The sequence below is a fragment of the Pseudomonas sp. CFBP13528 genome, from assembly GCF_005233615.1.
Taxonomy (GTDB): Bacteria; Pseudomonadota; Gammaproteobacteria; order Pseudomonadales; family Pseudomonadaceae; genus Aquipseudomonas; species Aquipseudomonas fluorescens_AM.
On record NZ_QGAJ01000009.1, the window covers coordinates 134,819 to 151,137 of the forward strand.

At 62.4% G+C, this 16,319-nt stretch carries 12 protein-coding genes; 5 read left to right on the forward strand and 7 right to left on the reverse strand.

Going from position 1 to position 16,319, the window contains the following annotated elements; translation table 11 throughout:
* Nucleotides 1-118 precede the first annotated feature (118 nt).
* Nucleotides 119-1,012: a LysR substrate-binding domain-containing protein gene (locus PspCFBP13528_RS17830; protein ID WP_137201009.1), complete on the reverse strand. Its 894-nt coding sequence runs from the start codon at nt 1,010-1,012 to the stop codon at nt 119-121.
* A gap of 94 nt (nt 1,013-1,106) precedes the next feature.
* On the opposite strand from PspCFBP13528_RS17830, the gene PspCFBP13528_RS17835 reads away from it, so the two are divergent.
* The 4 genes from PspCFBP13528_RS17835 (at nt 1,107) to PspCFBP13528_RS17850 (ending at nt 5,543) form a co-directional block, all read left to right on the forward strand.
* Nucleotides 1,107-2,312 carry an MFS transporter gene (locus PspCFBP13528_RS17835; protein ID WP_065952579.1) on the forward strand — a complete coding sequence of 402 codons (1,206 nt, stop codon included), beginning with the start codon at nt 1,107-1,109 and terminating at the stop codon, nt 2,310-2,312.
* Between the two features lie 16 nt (nt 2,313-2,328).
* A complete protein-coding gene (locus PspCFBP13528_RS17840) occupies nt 2,329-2,715 on the forward strand; it encodes an ester cyclase (protein ID WP_137201010.1) in 387 nt (128 codons plus the stop codon).
* A gap of 288 nt (nt 2,716-3,003) precedes the next feature.
* A complete protein-coding gene (locus tag PspCFBP13528_RS17845; RefSeq protein ID WP_137201012.1) occupies nt 3,004-4,380 on the forward strand; it encodes a cystathionine beta-synthase in 1,377 nt (458 codons plus the stop codon).
* A complete protein-coding gene (locus tag PspCFBP13528_RS17850; RefSeq protein WP_137201014.1) occupies nt 4,377-5,543 on the forward strand; it encodes a cystathionine gamma-synthase in 1,167 nt (388 codons plus the stop codon). The genes PspCFBP13528_RS17845 and PspCFBP13528_RS17850 overlap by 4 nt, the downstream gene beginning before the upstream one ends.
* A 294-nt stretch (nt 5,544-5,837) precedes the next feature.
* On the opposite strand, the gene PspCFBP13528_RS17855 is transcribed toward PspCFBP13528_RS17850, so the two are convergent.
* The 6 genes from PspCFBP13528_RS17855 to PspCFBP13528_RS17880 form a co-directional block, all read right to left on the reverse strand.
* The gene (locus tag PspCFBP13528_RS17855) at nt 5,838-8,036 is read right to left on the reverse strand and encodes an OsmC domain/YcaO domain-containing protein (RefSeq protein ID WP_137201016.1); all 2,199 of its coding nucleotides are present in this window, start codon (nt 8,034-8,036) and stop codon (nt 5,838-5,840) included.
* A gap of 144 nt (nt 8,037-8,180) precedes the next feature.
* Nucleotides 8,181-11,684 (reverse strand): AAA domain-containing protein, encoded by a 3,504-nt coding sequence (locus tag PspCFBP13528_RS17860; protein ID WP_137201018.1) that lies wholly within the window; start codon nt 11,682-11,684, stop codon nt 8,181-8,183.
* Nucleotides 11,685-11,803: 119 nt separating this feature from the next.
* Nucleotides 11,804-13,213 carry a hypothetical protein gene (locus PspCFBP13528_RS17865; RefSeq protein WP_137201020.1) on the reverse strand — a complete coding sequence of 470 codons (1,410 nt, stop codon included), beginning with the start codon at nt 13,211-13,213 and terminating at the stop codon, nt 11,804-11,806.
* Nucleotides 13,214-13,339: 126 nt separating this feature from the next.
* Nucleotides 13,340-14,098: a nucleotidyltransferase domain-containing protein gene (locus tag PspCFBP13528_RS17870; protein ID WP_137201073.1), complete on the reverse strand. Its 759-nt coding sequence runs from the start codon at nt 14,096-14,098 to the stop codon at nt 13,340-13,342.
* A 14-nt stretch (nt 14,099-14,112) separates the two neighbouring features.
* A complete protein-coding gene (locus PspCFBP13528_RS17875) occupies nt 14,113-14,592 on the reverse strand; it encodes an ATP-binding protein (RefSeq protein ID WP_065952571.1) in 480 nt (159 codons plus the stop codon).
* A gap of 40 nt (nt 14,593-14,632) precedes the next feature.
* Entirely contained in the window at nt 14,633-15,661 is a 1,029-nt protein-coding gene (locus PspCFBP13528_RS17880; protein ID WP_065952570.1) for a UV damage endonuclease UvsE, read from the reverse strand.
* Nucleotides 15,662-15,913: 252 nt separating this feature from the next.
* Between PspCFBP13528_RS17880 and PspCFBP13528_RS17885 the strand changes: the two genes are divergently transcribed.
* The gene (locus PspCFBP13528_RS17885; RefSeq protein WP_137201022.1) at nt 15,914-16,237 is read left to right on the forward strand and encodes a hypothetical protein; all 324 of its coding nucleotides are present in this window, start codon (nt 15,914-15,916) and stop codon (nt 16,235-16,237) included.
* The last annotated feature ends 82 nt before the right edge of the window (nt 16,238-16,319 follow it).

A 16,319-nucleotide genomic window follows, 5' to 3' on the forward strand; every position in this document is an offset into this window, starting at 1 on the left:
CAGAAGCAGGAAACTGCGCAGTTCTTCGCCGGTCCCGGCGTCATGAATGATCACCGTAGCCCCCGGGCTTGACCGACATATACCCACTATCCGCCAAGCGATACAGCCAGGGATATCGTCAATCCTCATGCCGCTCCAGCAAAAAATCCACAAACGCCCTCACCCGCGCCGGCATCGCCGTGCCCCCCACAAACACCGCATGAATCGGCTCCACATCCCCCGGGTTATATGCCTCCAGCAACGGCACCAGATCCCCGCGTTCAATATCCTGCGCCACGCTGAACGTCCCTACTCGCGCAATCCCCGCCCCCAGCTTCGCCAATTGCGCCAATGCCTCGCCGCTGTTCCCCTCAATCGTTCCCGCCACCTTTAAAGAAAACTCCCGCCCGTCCATGCGAAACGGCCAGTCGGGAGCCGCCCGGCGGAAGTTGAAGCGCAGGCAGTTGTGCTGAAGTAGGTCCTGCGGCGTCACCGGGGTGCCGTGCCGGGCCAGGTAGTCCGGGGAGGCGACGATGACTTGGCCGGTGGCGCCGATATGGCGGGCGGTCAAGGGGCTGTCGGGGAGTGGGCCGAAGCGGATGGCCACGTCTGCCTGGCCGCCGAGGATGTCCACCACTTCGTCGCCGAGCATCAGGTCGACCACGATGGCGGGATAGCGGGCGCTGAAGGCGGCGACCAGTGGAACGATAGTCATGCGGCCATGGGCCAGTGCCGCGCTGACTCGCAAGCGGCCGCGTGGGGCGCCCTGGTCGGTGATGGCGTCTTCGACTTCGGCCATGTCCGCGAGGATGCGCCGGGCGCCGCGCAGGTAGGCTTCGCCTTCGGCGGTGAAGGTGATGGCGCGGGTGGTGCGCAGCAGTAGCCGGGTGCCGATGCGCTGTTCGGTGCGGGTGATGATGCGGCTGATGGAGGATGGCGTCAGCCCCAGGGCGCGCGCCGCGCCGGACAGGCTGCCGTGTTCGGCGACCAGGGTGAACACTTCCATCTCGCCTGAGCGGCCGGCCATGTCCATTTTTGCCTCCTGCGCAAAGGTGTAGTTCCCAACCAGGGGCTACTGCTGGAAAAGGCTGGATTGTAGCATTCGGCACACAGATGAGGAGTCACCCATGCGTATCAATCCACCCCTTGTAGCGTTGTCCGTCGGTGCCTTTGGCATCGGGGTCACCGAGTTTGCACCCATGGGCATGTTGCCCGGTATTGCCGCCGATCTTGGCGTATCCATTCCCGCCGCCGGGCTGTTGGTGAGCGCCTACGCCATGGGCGTGCTGATCGGTGCGCCGATCATGACGCTGGCGACGGCCAGGGTGCCGCGCCGTTATCTGCTGATCGGGCTGATGGCGATTTTCACCCTGGGTAATTTGCTGTCGGCGCTGGCGACCAATTACCAGACCTTGATGATCGCCAGGCTAGTGACGTCGCTGAACCACGGGGCGTTCTTCGGCATTGGCGCGATTGTGGCGGCAAGTGTAGTAGCACCGGAAAAGCGCGCGGGTGCGGTCGCGGCGATGTTTCTGGGGCTGACCCTGGCGACCATCGGAGGCGTGCCGCTGGCGACCTGGTTTGGTGAGAACTTCGGCTGGCGCACGGCGTTCTGGGGCATCAGCGGGCTCGGCGCGGTGGTGATGGCGGCGCTCTGGTGGGCATTGCCGAATGCGCCCGCGCCCAAAGGCGGCAGCCTGATGGCGGAGATTCGCGTGCTGGGTCGCGGGCCGGTGCTGGCGGCGTTGGCGCTGACGGTGGTGGGCTCCAGTGCGATGTTTACGGTGTTCACTTACATCGCGCCAATTTTGCGCGACGTTACTCACGCATCGACTAACTTCGTCACTGGCATGCTCGTGCTGTTCGGTATCGGGCTGACCCTGGGCAACGTGTGGGGCGGCAAATCTGCGGACCGCTCGGTGGACCGTACGCTCATTACGTCGTTGGTGGTGTTGATTGCCGTGCTGCTGGCTTTCTCGGTGCTGATGCAATGGCCGCTGCCGGCCGCCTTGTCGATCCTGCTGTGGGGCGCCGCCAGCTTTGCCCTGGTGCCGCCGTTGCAGATGCGTGTGATGGAGGCCGCCAAAGCTGCGCCCAACCTGGCCTCGGCGATGAACATCGGTGCCTTCAATTTCGGCAACGCGATTGGCGCGGCAGTGGGCGGCGCGGTGATCAACGCCGGCTTGGGCTATCCGGCCATTTCCCTGGCCGGTGCGCTGATGGCAGGGCTGGGTTTGCTGATGGTGCTGGGGTTGGGCTGGCGTTCGCGGCGTAAGGGGTCACGCACTTGCGCCGACATCCATTTTCCGACGACAGTGGATGAGCGCGTTTAACCGAAGAGAGTAGCCCATGACCCGCGACCAACTCGCCAGCTTCTACGAAAGCTATATCGATTGTCTGAATCGCCAGGATTGGCAGCACCTGGGTGATTTTGTTCACGCCGATGTCACCTACAACGCGAGCCGGGTCGGCCTGGAGGGTTATCGGGCGATGCTGGAGCGGGACTTCCGGGAGATTCCCGACCTGGCGTTCCGCATTCAGTTGCTGGTTGCCGACCCGCCGACGGTCGCCAGTCGGCTGAACTTTCGGGTCAGCCCCAGGGGTGAGTTTTTCGGGCTGCCGATCAATGGCAAGACGGTCGTGTTCGACGAGAACGTGTTCTATGAATGCGTCGACGGTAAATTCGCTCGCGTCTGGTCGGTGATTGACAAGGCTGCGATCGCCGAGCAGTTGTGAGGCAACGCCCACTGACGGTGTGGGAGCGCTCGAGCCTTGGCGAGGCCGCGATGGCGGTAGGTCAGGCAACGTGAATGCCAGCAGTGCCGCCGCCTTCGCGGCCTCGCCAAGGCTCGTGCGCTCCCACATTTGCTCATCACCTGTCCCACCTCCCCATCGCCCATGCGCCAAAAAAAGTCATGCATCGGACCGCTCGGTTGCGAGCCTGGCGATAGCGGCCTATGTTTCAAGCCATGCAGTAATTTGCTGTCCCCCACCCTGTGCCCATCCCGTAACCCAGGTGACGACATGCCTACCCTCTCCCGCCCCGCCGTACTTGAACTGATTGGCAACACGCCGCTGGTCAAGGTCAGCCGCTTCGACACCGGCCCCTGCACGCTGTTTCTCAAGCTTGAATCGCAAAACCCCGGCGGCTCCATCAAGGACCGTATCGGCCTGGCCATGATCGACGCCGCCGAGCGCGACGGCCGCCTGTGCCCCGGCGGCACCATTATCGAAGCCACCGCCGGCAACACCGGCCTGGGCCTGGCGCTGGTCGGTCGGGCCAAGGGCTATCGGGTGGTGCTGGTGGTGCCGGACAAGATGTCCACGGAAAAGGTGCTGCACCTCAAGGCCATGGGCGCCGAGGTGCATATCACCCGCTCGGATGTGGGCAAGGGCCATCCCGAGTATTACCAGGACGTGGCGGCGCGCCTGGCCAAGGATATTCCGGGCTCGTTCTTTGCCGATCAATTCAACAACCCGGCCAATCCGCTGGCCCATGAAACCAGCACCGCACCGGAGATCTGGGCGCAGACCCAGCATGATGTCGATGCGATTGTGGTGGGCGTCGGCTCGGCCGGCACCCTTACCGGCCTGACCCGTTTCTTCAAGCGCGTGCAGCCCGAACTGGCCATGGTGCTGGCCGATCCGGTGGGTTCGGTGATGGCCGAATACAGCCGCAGCGGCCAGCTTGAAACCCCGGGTTCCTGGGCCGTCGAAGGCATCGGCGAGGATTTCATTCCGTCGATTGCCGACCTGTCCAGCGTGCGCCACGCCTACTCGATCAGCGATGAAGAAAGCTTCGACCATGCCCGCCAACTGCTCAAGGCCGAAGGCATTCTGGGCGGCTCGTCCACCGGCACCCTGCTCGCCGCCGCGCTGCGCTATTGCCGCGAGCAAACCGAACCCAAGCGCGTGGTGACGTTCGTGTGCGACACCGGCACGCGCTACCTGTCCAAGGTCTACAACGACCAGTGGATGAATGACGCCGGGCTGTTGCAGTACAAGCATTACGGCGACCTGCGCGACCTGATCGCCCGCCGCTTCGAAGATGGCCGGGTGATCAGCGTCAGCCCCGACGACACCCTGCTTACCGCCTTCCAGCGCATGCGCCTGGCGGATGTCTCGCAACTGCCGGTATTGGTCGACGGCCAGCAACTGGCCGGGGTCATCGACGAGTCCGACCTGCTGCTGGGCCTGCATCAGGACGCCGCGCATTTTTCCATGAGCGTGGCCAGCGCCATGACCCGCACCCCACACACCCTGGCCCCCAGCGCCAGCCTGGCCGAACTGCAGGCGGAACTGGATCGCGGCCTGGTCGCCATCATTGCCGACGCCTCGGGCTTCCATGGCCTGATCACCCGCGTCGACCTGCTCAACCATCTACGGAGATCCCTTGCATGAGTCAGCCCGATAAAAGCGCGTTTGCCACCCGTGTGATCCATGCCGGACAGTCCCCCGACCCGACCACGGGCGCGCTGATGCCGCCGATCTATGCCAACTCCACCTACCTGCAAGACAGCCCTGGCGTGCACAAAGGCTTCGACTACGGGCGCTCCCACAACCCCACGCGCTTTGCGCTGGAGCGTTGCGTGGCCGACCTTGAAGGCGGCACTCAGGCCTTCGCGTTCGCCTCGGGGCTGGCGGCGATTTCCACGGTGCTGGAGTTGCTCGATGCCGGTGCGCACATCGTTTCCGGCAATGACCTGTACGGCGGCAGCTTCCGCCTGTTCGACAAGGTGCGCCAGCGCAGCGCCGGCCACAGGTTCAGCTACGTAGACTTGAGTGACGTGTCGGCCTTCGAAGCGGCGCTGCAAGACAACACGCGCATGGTCTGGGTCGAAACCCCGAGTAACCCGCTGCTGAGCCTCACCGACCTCAACGCCATTGCCCGCGTGTGCCGTGCGCGCGGCATTCTCTGTGTGGCCGACAATACCTTCGCCAGCCCGTGGATCCAGCGCCCGCTGGAGCTGGGGTGCGATATCGTCGTGCACTCCACCACCAAGTACCTGAACGGCCACTCGGATGTGATCGGCGGCATCGCCGTTGTCGGCGACAACCCGGAATTGGCCGAACGCCTGGGCTTTCTGCAAAACTCGGTGGGCGCCATCGCCGGCCCCTTCGACGCCTTCCTGACCCTGCGCGGCGTGAAAACCCTGGCCCTGCGCATGGAGCGCCACTGCCGCAACGCGCTGGAACTGGCGACCTGGCTGGAACAGCAGCCGCAGGTGGCGCGGGTGTACTACCCAGGCCTTGAATCCCACCCGCAGCACGAACTGGCCAAACGGCAGATGCACGGGTTTGGCGGGATGATTTCGGTGGACTTGAACAGCGACCTGGCGGGCGCCACACGCTTTCTGGAAAATGTGAACATCTTCGCCCTGGCCGAGAGTCTGGGTGGCGTGGAAAGCCTGATCGAACACCCGGCGATCATGACCCACGCCAGCATCCCGGCGGCGACGCGGGCGCAGTTGGGGATTGGTGACGGGTTGGTGCGTTTGTCGGTGGGGGTTGAGGATGTGGAAGATCTGCGCGCAGATTTGGCCCAAGCCCTGGCACACATCTAAAGTCAGGCATCAATCAAATCTGGGAGGGGGCTCCCGATAGCGGTGTGTCAGTCGGCTTATTCACATCTGACCCACTGCTATCGGGGGCAAGCCCCCTCCCACACTGATTGTGCAAATCAGCTGATGTTAGGCCGCACGGGCAGATCTGGCCCCAGGCCCTGGCACGCATCCCAGCTCAAACATCGCTCAAACTGTGGGAGGGGGCTTGCTCCCGATGGCGGTGTGTCAGTCAGTTTATTTGCAACTGACCCACCGCTATCGGGGGCAAGCCCCCTCCCACATTGACGGTGTACATCAGCCAAGAATGACGTTGGCCCGCGCCGCATGCAGCTTCTTGTAGCTGTCGATCAAGCGCAAATGCCGGTCCAGCCCTTCGAGCTTCATGCTGGTCGGTGTCAGCCCGTAAAAGCGCACACTGCCCTCGACCGAGCCGATCACCGCGTCCATGCGCTCATTGCCGAACATGCGCCGGAAGTTGGCTTCGTAGTCGGCCAGTTCCAGGTCGTCGTCCAGTTCCATTTCCAGCACCGCATTCATCGCCTGGTAGAACAGCCCACGCTCGACGGTGTTGTCGTTGTACTGCAGGAACATTTCCACGCACTCCTTGGCCTCTTCATACTGCTTCAACGCCAGGAAGATCAGCAGTTTCAATTCCAGGATGGTCAGTTGGCCCCACGCGGTGTTGTCGTCGAACTCGATGCCGATCAGCGTGGTGATATCCGTGTAGTCGTCCAGCTCGCTTTCGATCAGGCGCTCGACCAAGGCCTGCAACGCGTCCTCATCAAGGCGGTGCAGGTTGAGGATGTCTTCGCGGAAAAACAGTGCCTTGTTGGTGTTGTCCCAGATCAGGTCGTCCACCGGGTAGATTTCCGAATAGTCCGGCACCAGGATGCGGCAGGCGGTGGCGCCCAGGTGTTGGTAAACCGCCATGTACGATTCTTTGCCCATGCCTTCCAGGATGCCGAACAGCGTTGCGGCCTCCTGGGCATTGGAGTCTTCGCCGTGGCCGGAGAAGTCCCATTCGACGAATTCGTAGTCCGATCGGGCGCTGAAAAAGCGCCACGACACCACCCCGCTGGAGTCGATAAAGTGCTCGACGAAGTTGTTCGGCTCGGTAACCGCCTGGCCTTCGAAGGTCGGCTGCGGCAAGTCGTTCAGGCCTTCGAAACTGCGGCCTTGCAGCAGTTCGGTGAGGCTGCGCTCCAGCGCCACTTCAAAGCTTGGGTGCGCGCCGAACGAGGCGAAGACACCGCCGGTGCGCGGGTTCATCAGGGTCACGCACATCACCGGGAATTCACCGCCCAGGGACGCATCCTTGACCAGCACCGGGAAGCCCTGGGCCTCCAGGCCTTCAATACCGGCGAGGATGCCGGGGTATTTGGCCAATACCTCGGCAGGTACGTCCGGCAGGGCAAATTCACCTTCGATGATTTCGCGCTTCACCGCCCGCTCGAAAATCTCCGACAGGCACTGCACCTGGGCTTCGGCCAAGGTGTTGCCGGCGCTCATGCCGTTGCTCAGGTAGAGGTTTTCGATCAGGTTGGACGGGAAATACACCACTTCGCCATCGGACTGGCGCACGAACGGCAGCGAGACAATGCCCCGCGCTTCGTTACCGGAGTTGGTGTCGAACAGGTGCGAACCGCGCAGTTCGCCTTCGCGGTCGTAGACCTTGCGGCAGTAAGCGTCGAGGATCTCGCTCGGCAGCTCGTCGTTGGGGCCCGGCTGGAACCAGCGCTCATCCGGGTAATGCACGAACGGCGCATTGGCCAGCTCTTCGCCCCAGAACTGGTCGTTGTAGAAGAAGTTGCAGTTGAGCCGCTCGATAAACTCGCCCAGTGCCGATGCCAGCGCGCCCTCCTTGGTCGCACCCTTGCCGTTGGTGAAACACATCGGCGAGTGGGCATCGCGCACATGCAGCGACCAGACATTGGGCACGATATTGCGCCACGAGGCGATCTCGATCTTCATGCCCAGGCCCGCGAGGATCGCCGACATATTGGCAATGGTCTGCTCCAGCGGCAGGTCCTTGCCGGCGATGTAGGTGCCCGCCTCCGACGTCGAGTTCGGCATCAACAACGCCTGGGCGTCGGCGTCGAGGTTGTCCACTTGCTCGATCACGAACTCTGGCCCGGCCTGCACCACTTTCTTCACGGTGCAACGGTCGATGGAACGCAGGATGCCTTGACGGTCCTTGTCGGAAATGTCCGCCGGCAGCTCGACCTGGATCTTGAAGATCTGGTTGTAGCGGTTTTCCGGGTCGACGATGTTGTTCTGCGACAGGCGAATATTGTCCGTGGGAATATTGCGCGTGGCGCAGTACAGCTTCACGAAGTACGCCGCGCACAACGCCGACGAAGCCAGGAAGTAATCGAATGGCCCCGGCGCCGAACCGTCGCCCTTGTAGCGAATCGGCTGGTCGGCAATCACCGTGAAATCATCGAACTTGGCTTCAAGCCGAAGGTTGTCGAGAAAGTTGACCTTAATTTCCATGCGGGCACACCAGAATAACGGGCTAAACAAAATGGCCGCCATTATGAAGATTTTCACCGGGAAGTCGCAGGGTTTTGCGCATGGGCTGCTGATCGGTAGCGCTATGCCAACCGCCTGTGGCCGCTGGCATAGCGTTGCGCGGGACTAGGGCTGGCTTGAGCTCAGGCGTTGCGCCAGGCTCCTGCGGTTGATGGCCAGCTCGCTGCTGACGTCCGGCCCGTGGTAGACCATGGACGTTTCATGGTGCACGTAATCGCCCGAGCGCGCCGCGCTCAACCAATTGAACGACCCAACACACAGCAACTGCTCATCGGCCATCACCAGTTTGCTGTGCACCTTGTTGACCACGCGCACTTGCACATCGTGACGCTTGAGGGTCGCAAGCGCATCCTTGAATTCGGCGATTTTGCCTGGATCACCGTCGGGCTTGCCGTGGCCGATGTCTGTGTTGAAGCGCAAGTCGGTATACACCGTTACGGGCACCCCGCGCTGGACGGTACCGCACATGGCCTGGAGGGCGCCGCTTTCGTGCATCCCGCGCAGCCGCACCCAAGGCGTCACGATCTGGACCTGCTGTTGCGCGGTTTCCAGCGTCTGCAACAGGAACCGATCATGCTCGGCAAATTCATGCAGGTGGCTCAAGCCGGTGCGCACCGTGAGCAAATCCGCCCGGGGTTGGAAATCGAATGCGAGCTCATTCTCCGGGTTGTTCAGCAGGTACTGCGCCAGCCTCCCGCGCGGCTTGCTGGCGGGTACCTGGCTGAACAAGTCCATATCGCCGAACACCAGGAAACTGTCCTTGGCGCGGGAGACGGCCACGTTCAGCATGCTGTCGCGGCGGTCGATAAAAGGCCCGTCGGCGTGCTTGGAATACACTGCGGAAAAAATCACCACCGGCCGTTCGGCGCCCTGGAAGGAATGCACGGTGCCCACGGTGAGTTCGCCGTCGCCTTTGCCGGTACGAATACCCAGCGCGCTGCACGCTTCAGTAATGGCCTGCGTCTGGGCGCCGAACGGTGTGATCACCCCGAGGATTTCCCAGAGTGCCTTGCCGTAGCGCTGGGTGAGTTGCTGTTCATGGGCCTTGATCCAGGCGGCGATGGTCTGGGCTTCCAGCAGGTTATGGCGGCTGCCACCCTGCTTCTGCTGGCACATCCCGTCGATATGCAGGTACCCCAGCCCCGGCAGGCCGCCGTCGGGCTTGGCGCCGCGTCGCGGTTGCAGCTTGCCCTTGTAGCAGAGCGCGTTGCAGTAATCGATGATCGAGTCATAACACCGGCGGTGTTCGTACAGGTAAAGGCCGCGCGCCAGGTCGCGGTCGTAATGATAGCGGCTGGTGGACTGCGCAATCGCCATGACGCTGCCACTGGCAGCGCTGCGTCCGCTGTCACAAAAGGCCTCGTACTCATCGTCCACGCGGCTGCGCGACACCAGGCCGGCGGCGAGCAGATTGCCGATATCCACCGCCGGCGGCACCGACCAGATAGGTTCGATCTGCTGGGTGTCGCCAATCACCAGCGCTTGCCGCGCCAGGGCGAACGACGGCGCCGCCACCTCGGGCAGCACCTGGCCGGCTTCGTCCACGATCAACAGGTCGATGAAATTCAGCGCGTAATCGTCGACATCGCCATTGCCGTCATGGCGCTTGCAAGACAGCTCTGCGGGCAGCCGGTAAAACGTGGCCACGACGCAGGGCGTGAGCTTCATCCAGCGGCGCCAGTTTTTCTCCAACGTCTTGCGGCCGGTTTTGTTGCGACTTTTGAGAATCAGCGGCAGCTCGTCGATGACTTCCAGCAGCCAACGGCCCTCCCAATAATGCGTGGTCAGCAGGAAGGTCTCGAAGCGCAATGAGGTGTCGGCCCAACGGTCGCAATCTTCCAACGTCACCAGCGCGGCGGGCTTGCCGGCGGCCTGGGGTAACCGGCCAATCACCGCCTGCCAGTTCGACAGTTCACGCTGTTCGTCACGCAGCAATTGCTCCACACGCTCACGCTGGGTTTCGAGGGTTTTCAGGCTTTGTGCGTGATGCGCCACCGCAGCCGTCAATCGGCGCTCTATGTCATGCACATCGGTGGCATCCTGCAGCTGTGCGTCAGCCTCATCGATGTGCAGTTTGGCCAGGCGCAGGCGCTTGGCGGCAATCGGGCCGAACCAGCCGAACAGCGTATACAGCAATGACTCATGGGCCAGGTAATGCCTGAAGGCTTTCAGGCGTGCCTTGGCATTCTCCAGCCGCTCGGACAGCCCGCGCAGTTGAGCGTCAAGACCCGCAATCGCCGCCTGTGGATCATCGCCAAGCACGGCCTTGAGGGCGTCGCGCGCCACCCGCAATCGGGCCCACCCCTGCTCGATATCACTCAGTTGCTGCAGGCGCAGGCGAATCCGCGCCTGAAGCGCGTCGACGGTGCCCTTGAGCGTGGGCTGCGACTGTCCCGCAAAAGCGATGGCGGCGTGCTCCAGATAAGCCTGCTGCGCTTTATCGACATAGGCCTGTGTCTCCAGCGCCAGGTAAAAGCTCTTGGTCTGGTAGGTGCGGGCCATCTCCGCTTCCGCCGAGGCCGTCGGAAAGTAGGCGCCAAAGCTGCTGATATCGGGAAGCCAGCGCCCTGCAAAGGGGCCGGTGCCTTCGGAGAAGTCTTTACCGAACGCCTTGATGATGTTGGTGACCGCCTGATTGTTCGTCGAACTGGCAACGATCACCGGCGGCTCGCCGCCCTCGGCTGCGGCCCTGGCCCAGAGCGATGCGACGACGGACAACAGCAGCGTGGTCTTGCCGGTGCCCGGCGGCCCGTTGACCGCGAGGATATCCCCGGTGTTACCCGCCAGCAGGTGCGCAAGGCTGTCGCGTTGAGCCGGCGCCAGCGCGTATTCGTCACCGGCATGCCCGCCTCGTCCGGCGAACAGGCCATTGGCGGGCAGGCAGGGTTCATCGGGCGTGGGTTCGCGTTGTGCAAAGCGCTCGTACAACGGCGCCTCCGGCTTACCGAGGCGCAAGTGATCGTAAAGCGCAACGATATTGCGGCTGAAACCGTCCGCCTTCTGCTCCTTGAACACGTAGCAATAGCTGGCCGGATCGAACCCGTCGTCCGCGCCGTTCCAGGCGTTGCACACCGTTTGGAACATCGTCTTGCAATAACGCAGGTAGGTGAGCCATTTGTCACGATATTCGTCCGGCTGCACCTCTGTGCCGGGGGCTGGCACTTCGAACCGGGACACGTCTTGCGCGGTTAAAAACCTGTCCAGGTCAGGTTGGGCGCCGATGGTGAAATTGTCGCGGTCCAACGGTTCCAGGATGTCGCGGGGTACCAGCGTGGGCCCGGTCGGATAGATGAGCCCGTCACGGGTGACTGACACCCGGCAAATGATCGGTGTGATAAAGGCCGGCAACCCTCTGCGCGCCATGCGGTGTTCCTGGCGTGAGGCATACACAAACGGGCGCAGCGTGACATCTACATGGAGCCGTTGCGCCGGTTCGCCGGCGAATAGCAGGTCCACCTGCTCGACCGGCAGACAACCGGCGGCCAGGGCGGCCAAAGGTACGACCGCGTAGGTTTTGACATGGCTGGGGGACAGGGCACCGTTGCCGTTTTCCGCGTCGGCCAGCGAGTTTCGCCAGTAGTTGGCAAGCTTCAGAGAGTAGTCGTTCATCGTCCTGATTCGGTGCAGACCGTGACTCACTGTTACGGTCGGTGGCTAGTAAAGTCAAAACCGAGGGTAACGGTTCCGTGCGTAGGTGGGCAATCACCTGTGTCTTGGGTTATCGGGCGTCAACGCGGCTGCCTGCGGTACATTCCGGTCAGATAATCCTGCGCGTCCGGCGCCGAGTTGTGATTGATCACGGCAAAGTTCTTCACCAGTTGAATGTGATATGGCCCGTTGGATTTGGGCGCCAGGGGTTCACGCACGATGATCAGGTTGTCGGTTTCCATCGGCACGCGGTGCTGCGCCGTGACGATCACTTTGGAGGTGCCGGCGTCTTTGAGCGTCAGGCTCAATTCGGCGATTTCCCGGCCCTGGGCATCGCGCTCGGGCAGGATGTTCAGCTCCAGGTCACCGTCGCGGCCCAGGAAGTCATCGCGCATCTGGTAGTGGCCACTGCGCTGGTCGAGGGGTACATCGCCGAGTTTTTTGTATTCCGGCTCGCGGTCCTCGTAGCGCAGGTCGATGGCCAGTTCGCGCGGGCTGCCCTTGGCGTCGCTGACCCAGGTACCGCTGTAGAGATAAGGTGCGACGGTCTGCCGGGTGATGCGCCAGATGCCGGTTTGATGGCCGTCATCGGCATACTCGTGCAGGTACACAAACGGCTTGCCATCGTACTCGTCCTGGTCGCCCACCAGCTTGATCGGGTTGCCGCTGCCGCTCCTGGTATAACGCAACTCGCCAATCAGCACCGCGCCCTGCTGCTGGTACCAAAGCTGCACCGGGATCTTGCCGTCGAGCGTACCGACCAGGTATTGCGGGTCTTCGTTGACCGGCCCTTCGAGCCGGGAAGTCTCCACCCACTGGCCGTCTTTCCACTCGCCGGTGGTGCGCAGCATATAGCCGCCGGGCATGCTGGAGTTTTCGCCAAACTCTGTGGGCGGGACCTGCTCCTGGGTGTAGGCACCGAGTCGCACCAACTCGCCGCCGCGCATCTGCAAGCGACTGGCACGAGTCCAGCAGCAACCTCGGTCGGATTGGGAATGGATGATGCCGTCGTTCGGGGTGACCGAAAACATCCCGCCGAAGGTTTCGTTCGCCAGCGCCGACAACGGGCCATTGCGCCGCCATTGCGTTTGCTGCGGGTCCTGCAGGTAGACATCGTAGTGGTACTGACTGTCGTCATCGTCGCTGCTGCCGTTGCGGATCGCCACATCCTGGCGGCCGTCGGCGTCGATATCCAGGAAGTACAGCAGACCGTACTGCCCCATCAAACGATAGGCATCGGTCTTGCCGTTCTGGTCCAGCGGCAAATTGCCGGCCGGGGTGTGCAACTGCTGCAGGATGTCGAGGGTGGCTTTGTCGCGCAGGGTAATAAGTGCCGGTGCCAGTTGTTGCAGGTCTTGAGGCGCATCCGGGAACAGGACTTCCACCAGGTAATGACCGCTGGGATCGTTGAGCGAAAACGAGCGCGGCTCGGCCAGGGCATTGGCCGAAAAGGTCATAAACAGGCATACGGCGCTGACGAGCGAACGCATTCAAAGCATCCTTGCTGAAAATCGGGGCCCGCAGTGTAAAGGCAAATGCTGGATGCATCGAACAAATCGCTACGCGCCTACACCGTTTCAGTTGTGCCGATCGCCCTCCTGCCCCCAGGTGTTGATTTATTCCGACTGCGAAGCCATCCACGCAACAAAAGCGTCAAGACGCTGCAAAAATGCCGCGCACTCGGCGCTTGGGTTTCTGGCTTCGAAGAGAAAATACGCGATTTGCGCGACCCTGGTGGGATAACGCTGGGTGAACAGCGTCACATGCTCCTCCAGCGTTTGCGGCCACATCAGTGCGTCGGGTGAACGCAGCGTATGCGTGGAGCGGATCAACTTGCGTGCGGCTTCGCGCTGCAAGCGCAGGCGCTGCGGTGTGTTCGCGGCCTGCAGGATAGACGCGCGATAGCCTGACAACACCTGCGCAAAATCACCGTTGAGCGCCAGGGCGATGTCCCGGCTTGGCCGGAATGGCCCGAACCGCAACCCAAGGTCATCGCCCCACACACACCGGCAATGATGCTTGAGCCAGAAGCCCCAGCGATGGTGGTTTTCCGGCGCCAATACCTGTGCGCGGTGGCCGATGTCGAAATCGATTTTGCTGACACAGGAATGCCGCTGTTCCAGCGCCAGCCGCGCCAGCTCAAGCTGTTCAAGCACCGCGGCCTGGGGTGGATCACGCAGGATCAGGGTGAGATCGAGATCGGACGCTTCGGCATGGGCATCACCCCGGGCGACACTGCCGTACAGGTAGATACCCTCCAGGCCGAATGCGGGCTGTGAAAGCGTCGCCAACACATCCTTCAGTAAAGGCTCGAACTCGGGCTGCACAGGGACGGTGCCGACGCTGACCACGTGGCCATTAAGGTCTACACCCATGGAGTGTCCGGCGCTCACGGCCGATGCACCTCGATCACCAACCCCTCCTCCTCACTCGGCACACAAAAGTGGCGGGTAATCAGGTCGAACTCGGCGTCGGTTGCTGCAAAGTCATGCTCTCCGCTGGCGTTGCGTGCGTGCAGTCGCGCACGACAGGCGGCGTCATCCAGTTCCAGGTAATGCAGGCAATGCAGTGCCTGTGCAGCCTGGGCCAGGCCCAGCAGCCATTGGCGATTGGCCAGGGTGTTGGCCGGAAAGTCCAGCACCACGTTGACGCCGGACTTCAGGAGATCGATCACCAGTGGCCCCACCACACCGCGAATCTGCCGGGCACAGGTCAGGTAATCGGCAATCGTCTGGATCTGGCCGGGATACAGCGTAGCAAGCCAGTGGTCTTCGCTGAGCAGGACAGCGGCGTGATCGGTGGCAAGACGGCCGGCAAGGGTGGATTTGCCGGACGCGATCTTGCCGCAGAGCAGATGCAGGGTAGCCATGGGACGGTTCCTTTTGTCAGGCCGTCAAGCATGCCATGGTTCAGGCCGATTGGCTTTGCCAATACCTGTAGAACGCCAGTGCCGCGACGTTTTTGTCCTTGGCCTCGAGCATGATGTCGAAGCGATCCAGAAACTGCAGCGCATAGTCGTTGGTCCAGCGGTTCCACATTTGCGCGCTGTGGCCGTAGAGGTCGCGCTTGGAAACCACCTTCAACAAGGCGGTCATTTCCAGTTTGTGCTCGGCGTCAAACCCCAATGCCTGCAGGCTTTCCTGGGGCTGGGAGTAATGCAGGGTCGGGCGCACGCCGCGCCAGCTGTCGATCACCCTGGCGACGCGGGGCGAGTGCGGGTCGATGTACTCGTCCTCGTTGATCCAGCAATGGTGAATATCCAGCACCACTGGCGCCAGGTCAGCGACTTGCAGGCAATGGTCCAGGCCGTAGGTCTTCTCGTCATTTTCAAAGGTGATGCAGTTGCGCGCCACGTCGGACAGGCGCGACCACACCGCGCGGGTACCCGCCACGCCCAGGCGACCGGCGATATGCACGTTGCACTTGAGGTCCTGGAAGCGGCGGCCGTAGCCCATCATGCGGATCATGTCGGCGTGGTATTCGAATTCGGCCAGGCTGTTTTCCACTACGCCGGGGTTTTCCGAGCCCAGCACACAGTATTGGCCGGGGTGAAACGACAGGCGGATATCCGACGCCCGCGCCAGCGCGCCGATGGCGGCAAAGCCGTCCTGCAACTGGCGCGCGATGGCAGGGTCCTGATACACGGCGGCGACTTTCGGATGGCTGTAGAACGGCAACAGATCACTGCTCAGGCGCAGCATGCGCAAGGTCGGCGGCAGTTCGGCGACGTAGGCCAGCAGGCGCAATTGGGCGGCGAGATTGTGCGTGACCACCTCGACCAGTTTGCCGCGTGCCACCTGCGGCTCGACGCTGTCCATCCAGCGCAGCGTGGTGGTACGCGGGTTGAACGGGCCTTCGATCACCTTCAGAGCGCTGGCGGACGGGAGTCGTTCGGGATGCTTGTATTGGCATGCAAAGCCGATGCGGGGGTGGGTCATGGGAGCGCCTGGTGATATGCCATCGGGGAGATTATAGAGGCTTAGGCGATGGATGCTGCCAAGGGTTCATTCGTCAAATTCGGTTGAATCCTGCGCCCTGAGCGGGGTCACCTATTGCAGGACAACATTGGAACGACGACGTTAGAGAGGTGGTTATGAACCTTGCAATGACACTCTTCAGCCTGTTCGCCGGTTGGCTGGCTATTGTGATGTCGATGATGTGGGGCGTGCTGCGGGTGCTGCGCTGGCACCATGATTAACACCCCGGATGGGCGCTATTTCGTGCTCAAGGGTCGACTCTGGCGGCGCACCAACCCGGCGCTGGATGAGCCCGCACGCCAGCGCTGGGTGGATGCGTTGATGGATGCACGTCGTGCCGTCAAAGCGGCCAAGGCCTGCGGCGACCCACATCAATTGAAGCAGGCCCGCGAGCAGGTACAGCGCGCGAAGGTCGCACTGGGTGAGCGCGGGCCGGTGTGGTGGACGGATGGCAGCCCGGATTTCAATCGCTACAAGGTGGTGAACACACCCTACGCCGACTGGTTCGATAAACATTCCGACACGAACCCCCAGTGAACTTTCTCACAAACGACACGCTCCTTTCCTAAGCAAGTCTCTATGCAAAGACTCTGCAAAGTCATCGCACACCTGCCACCAA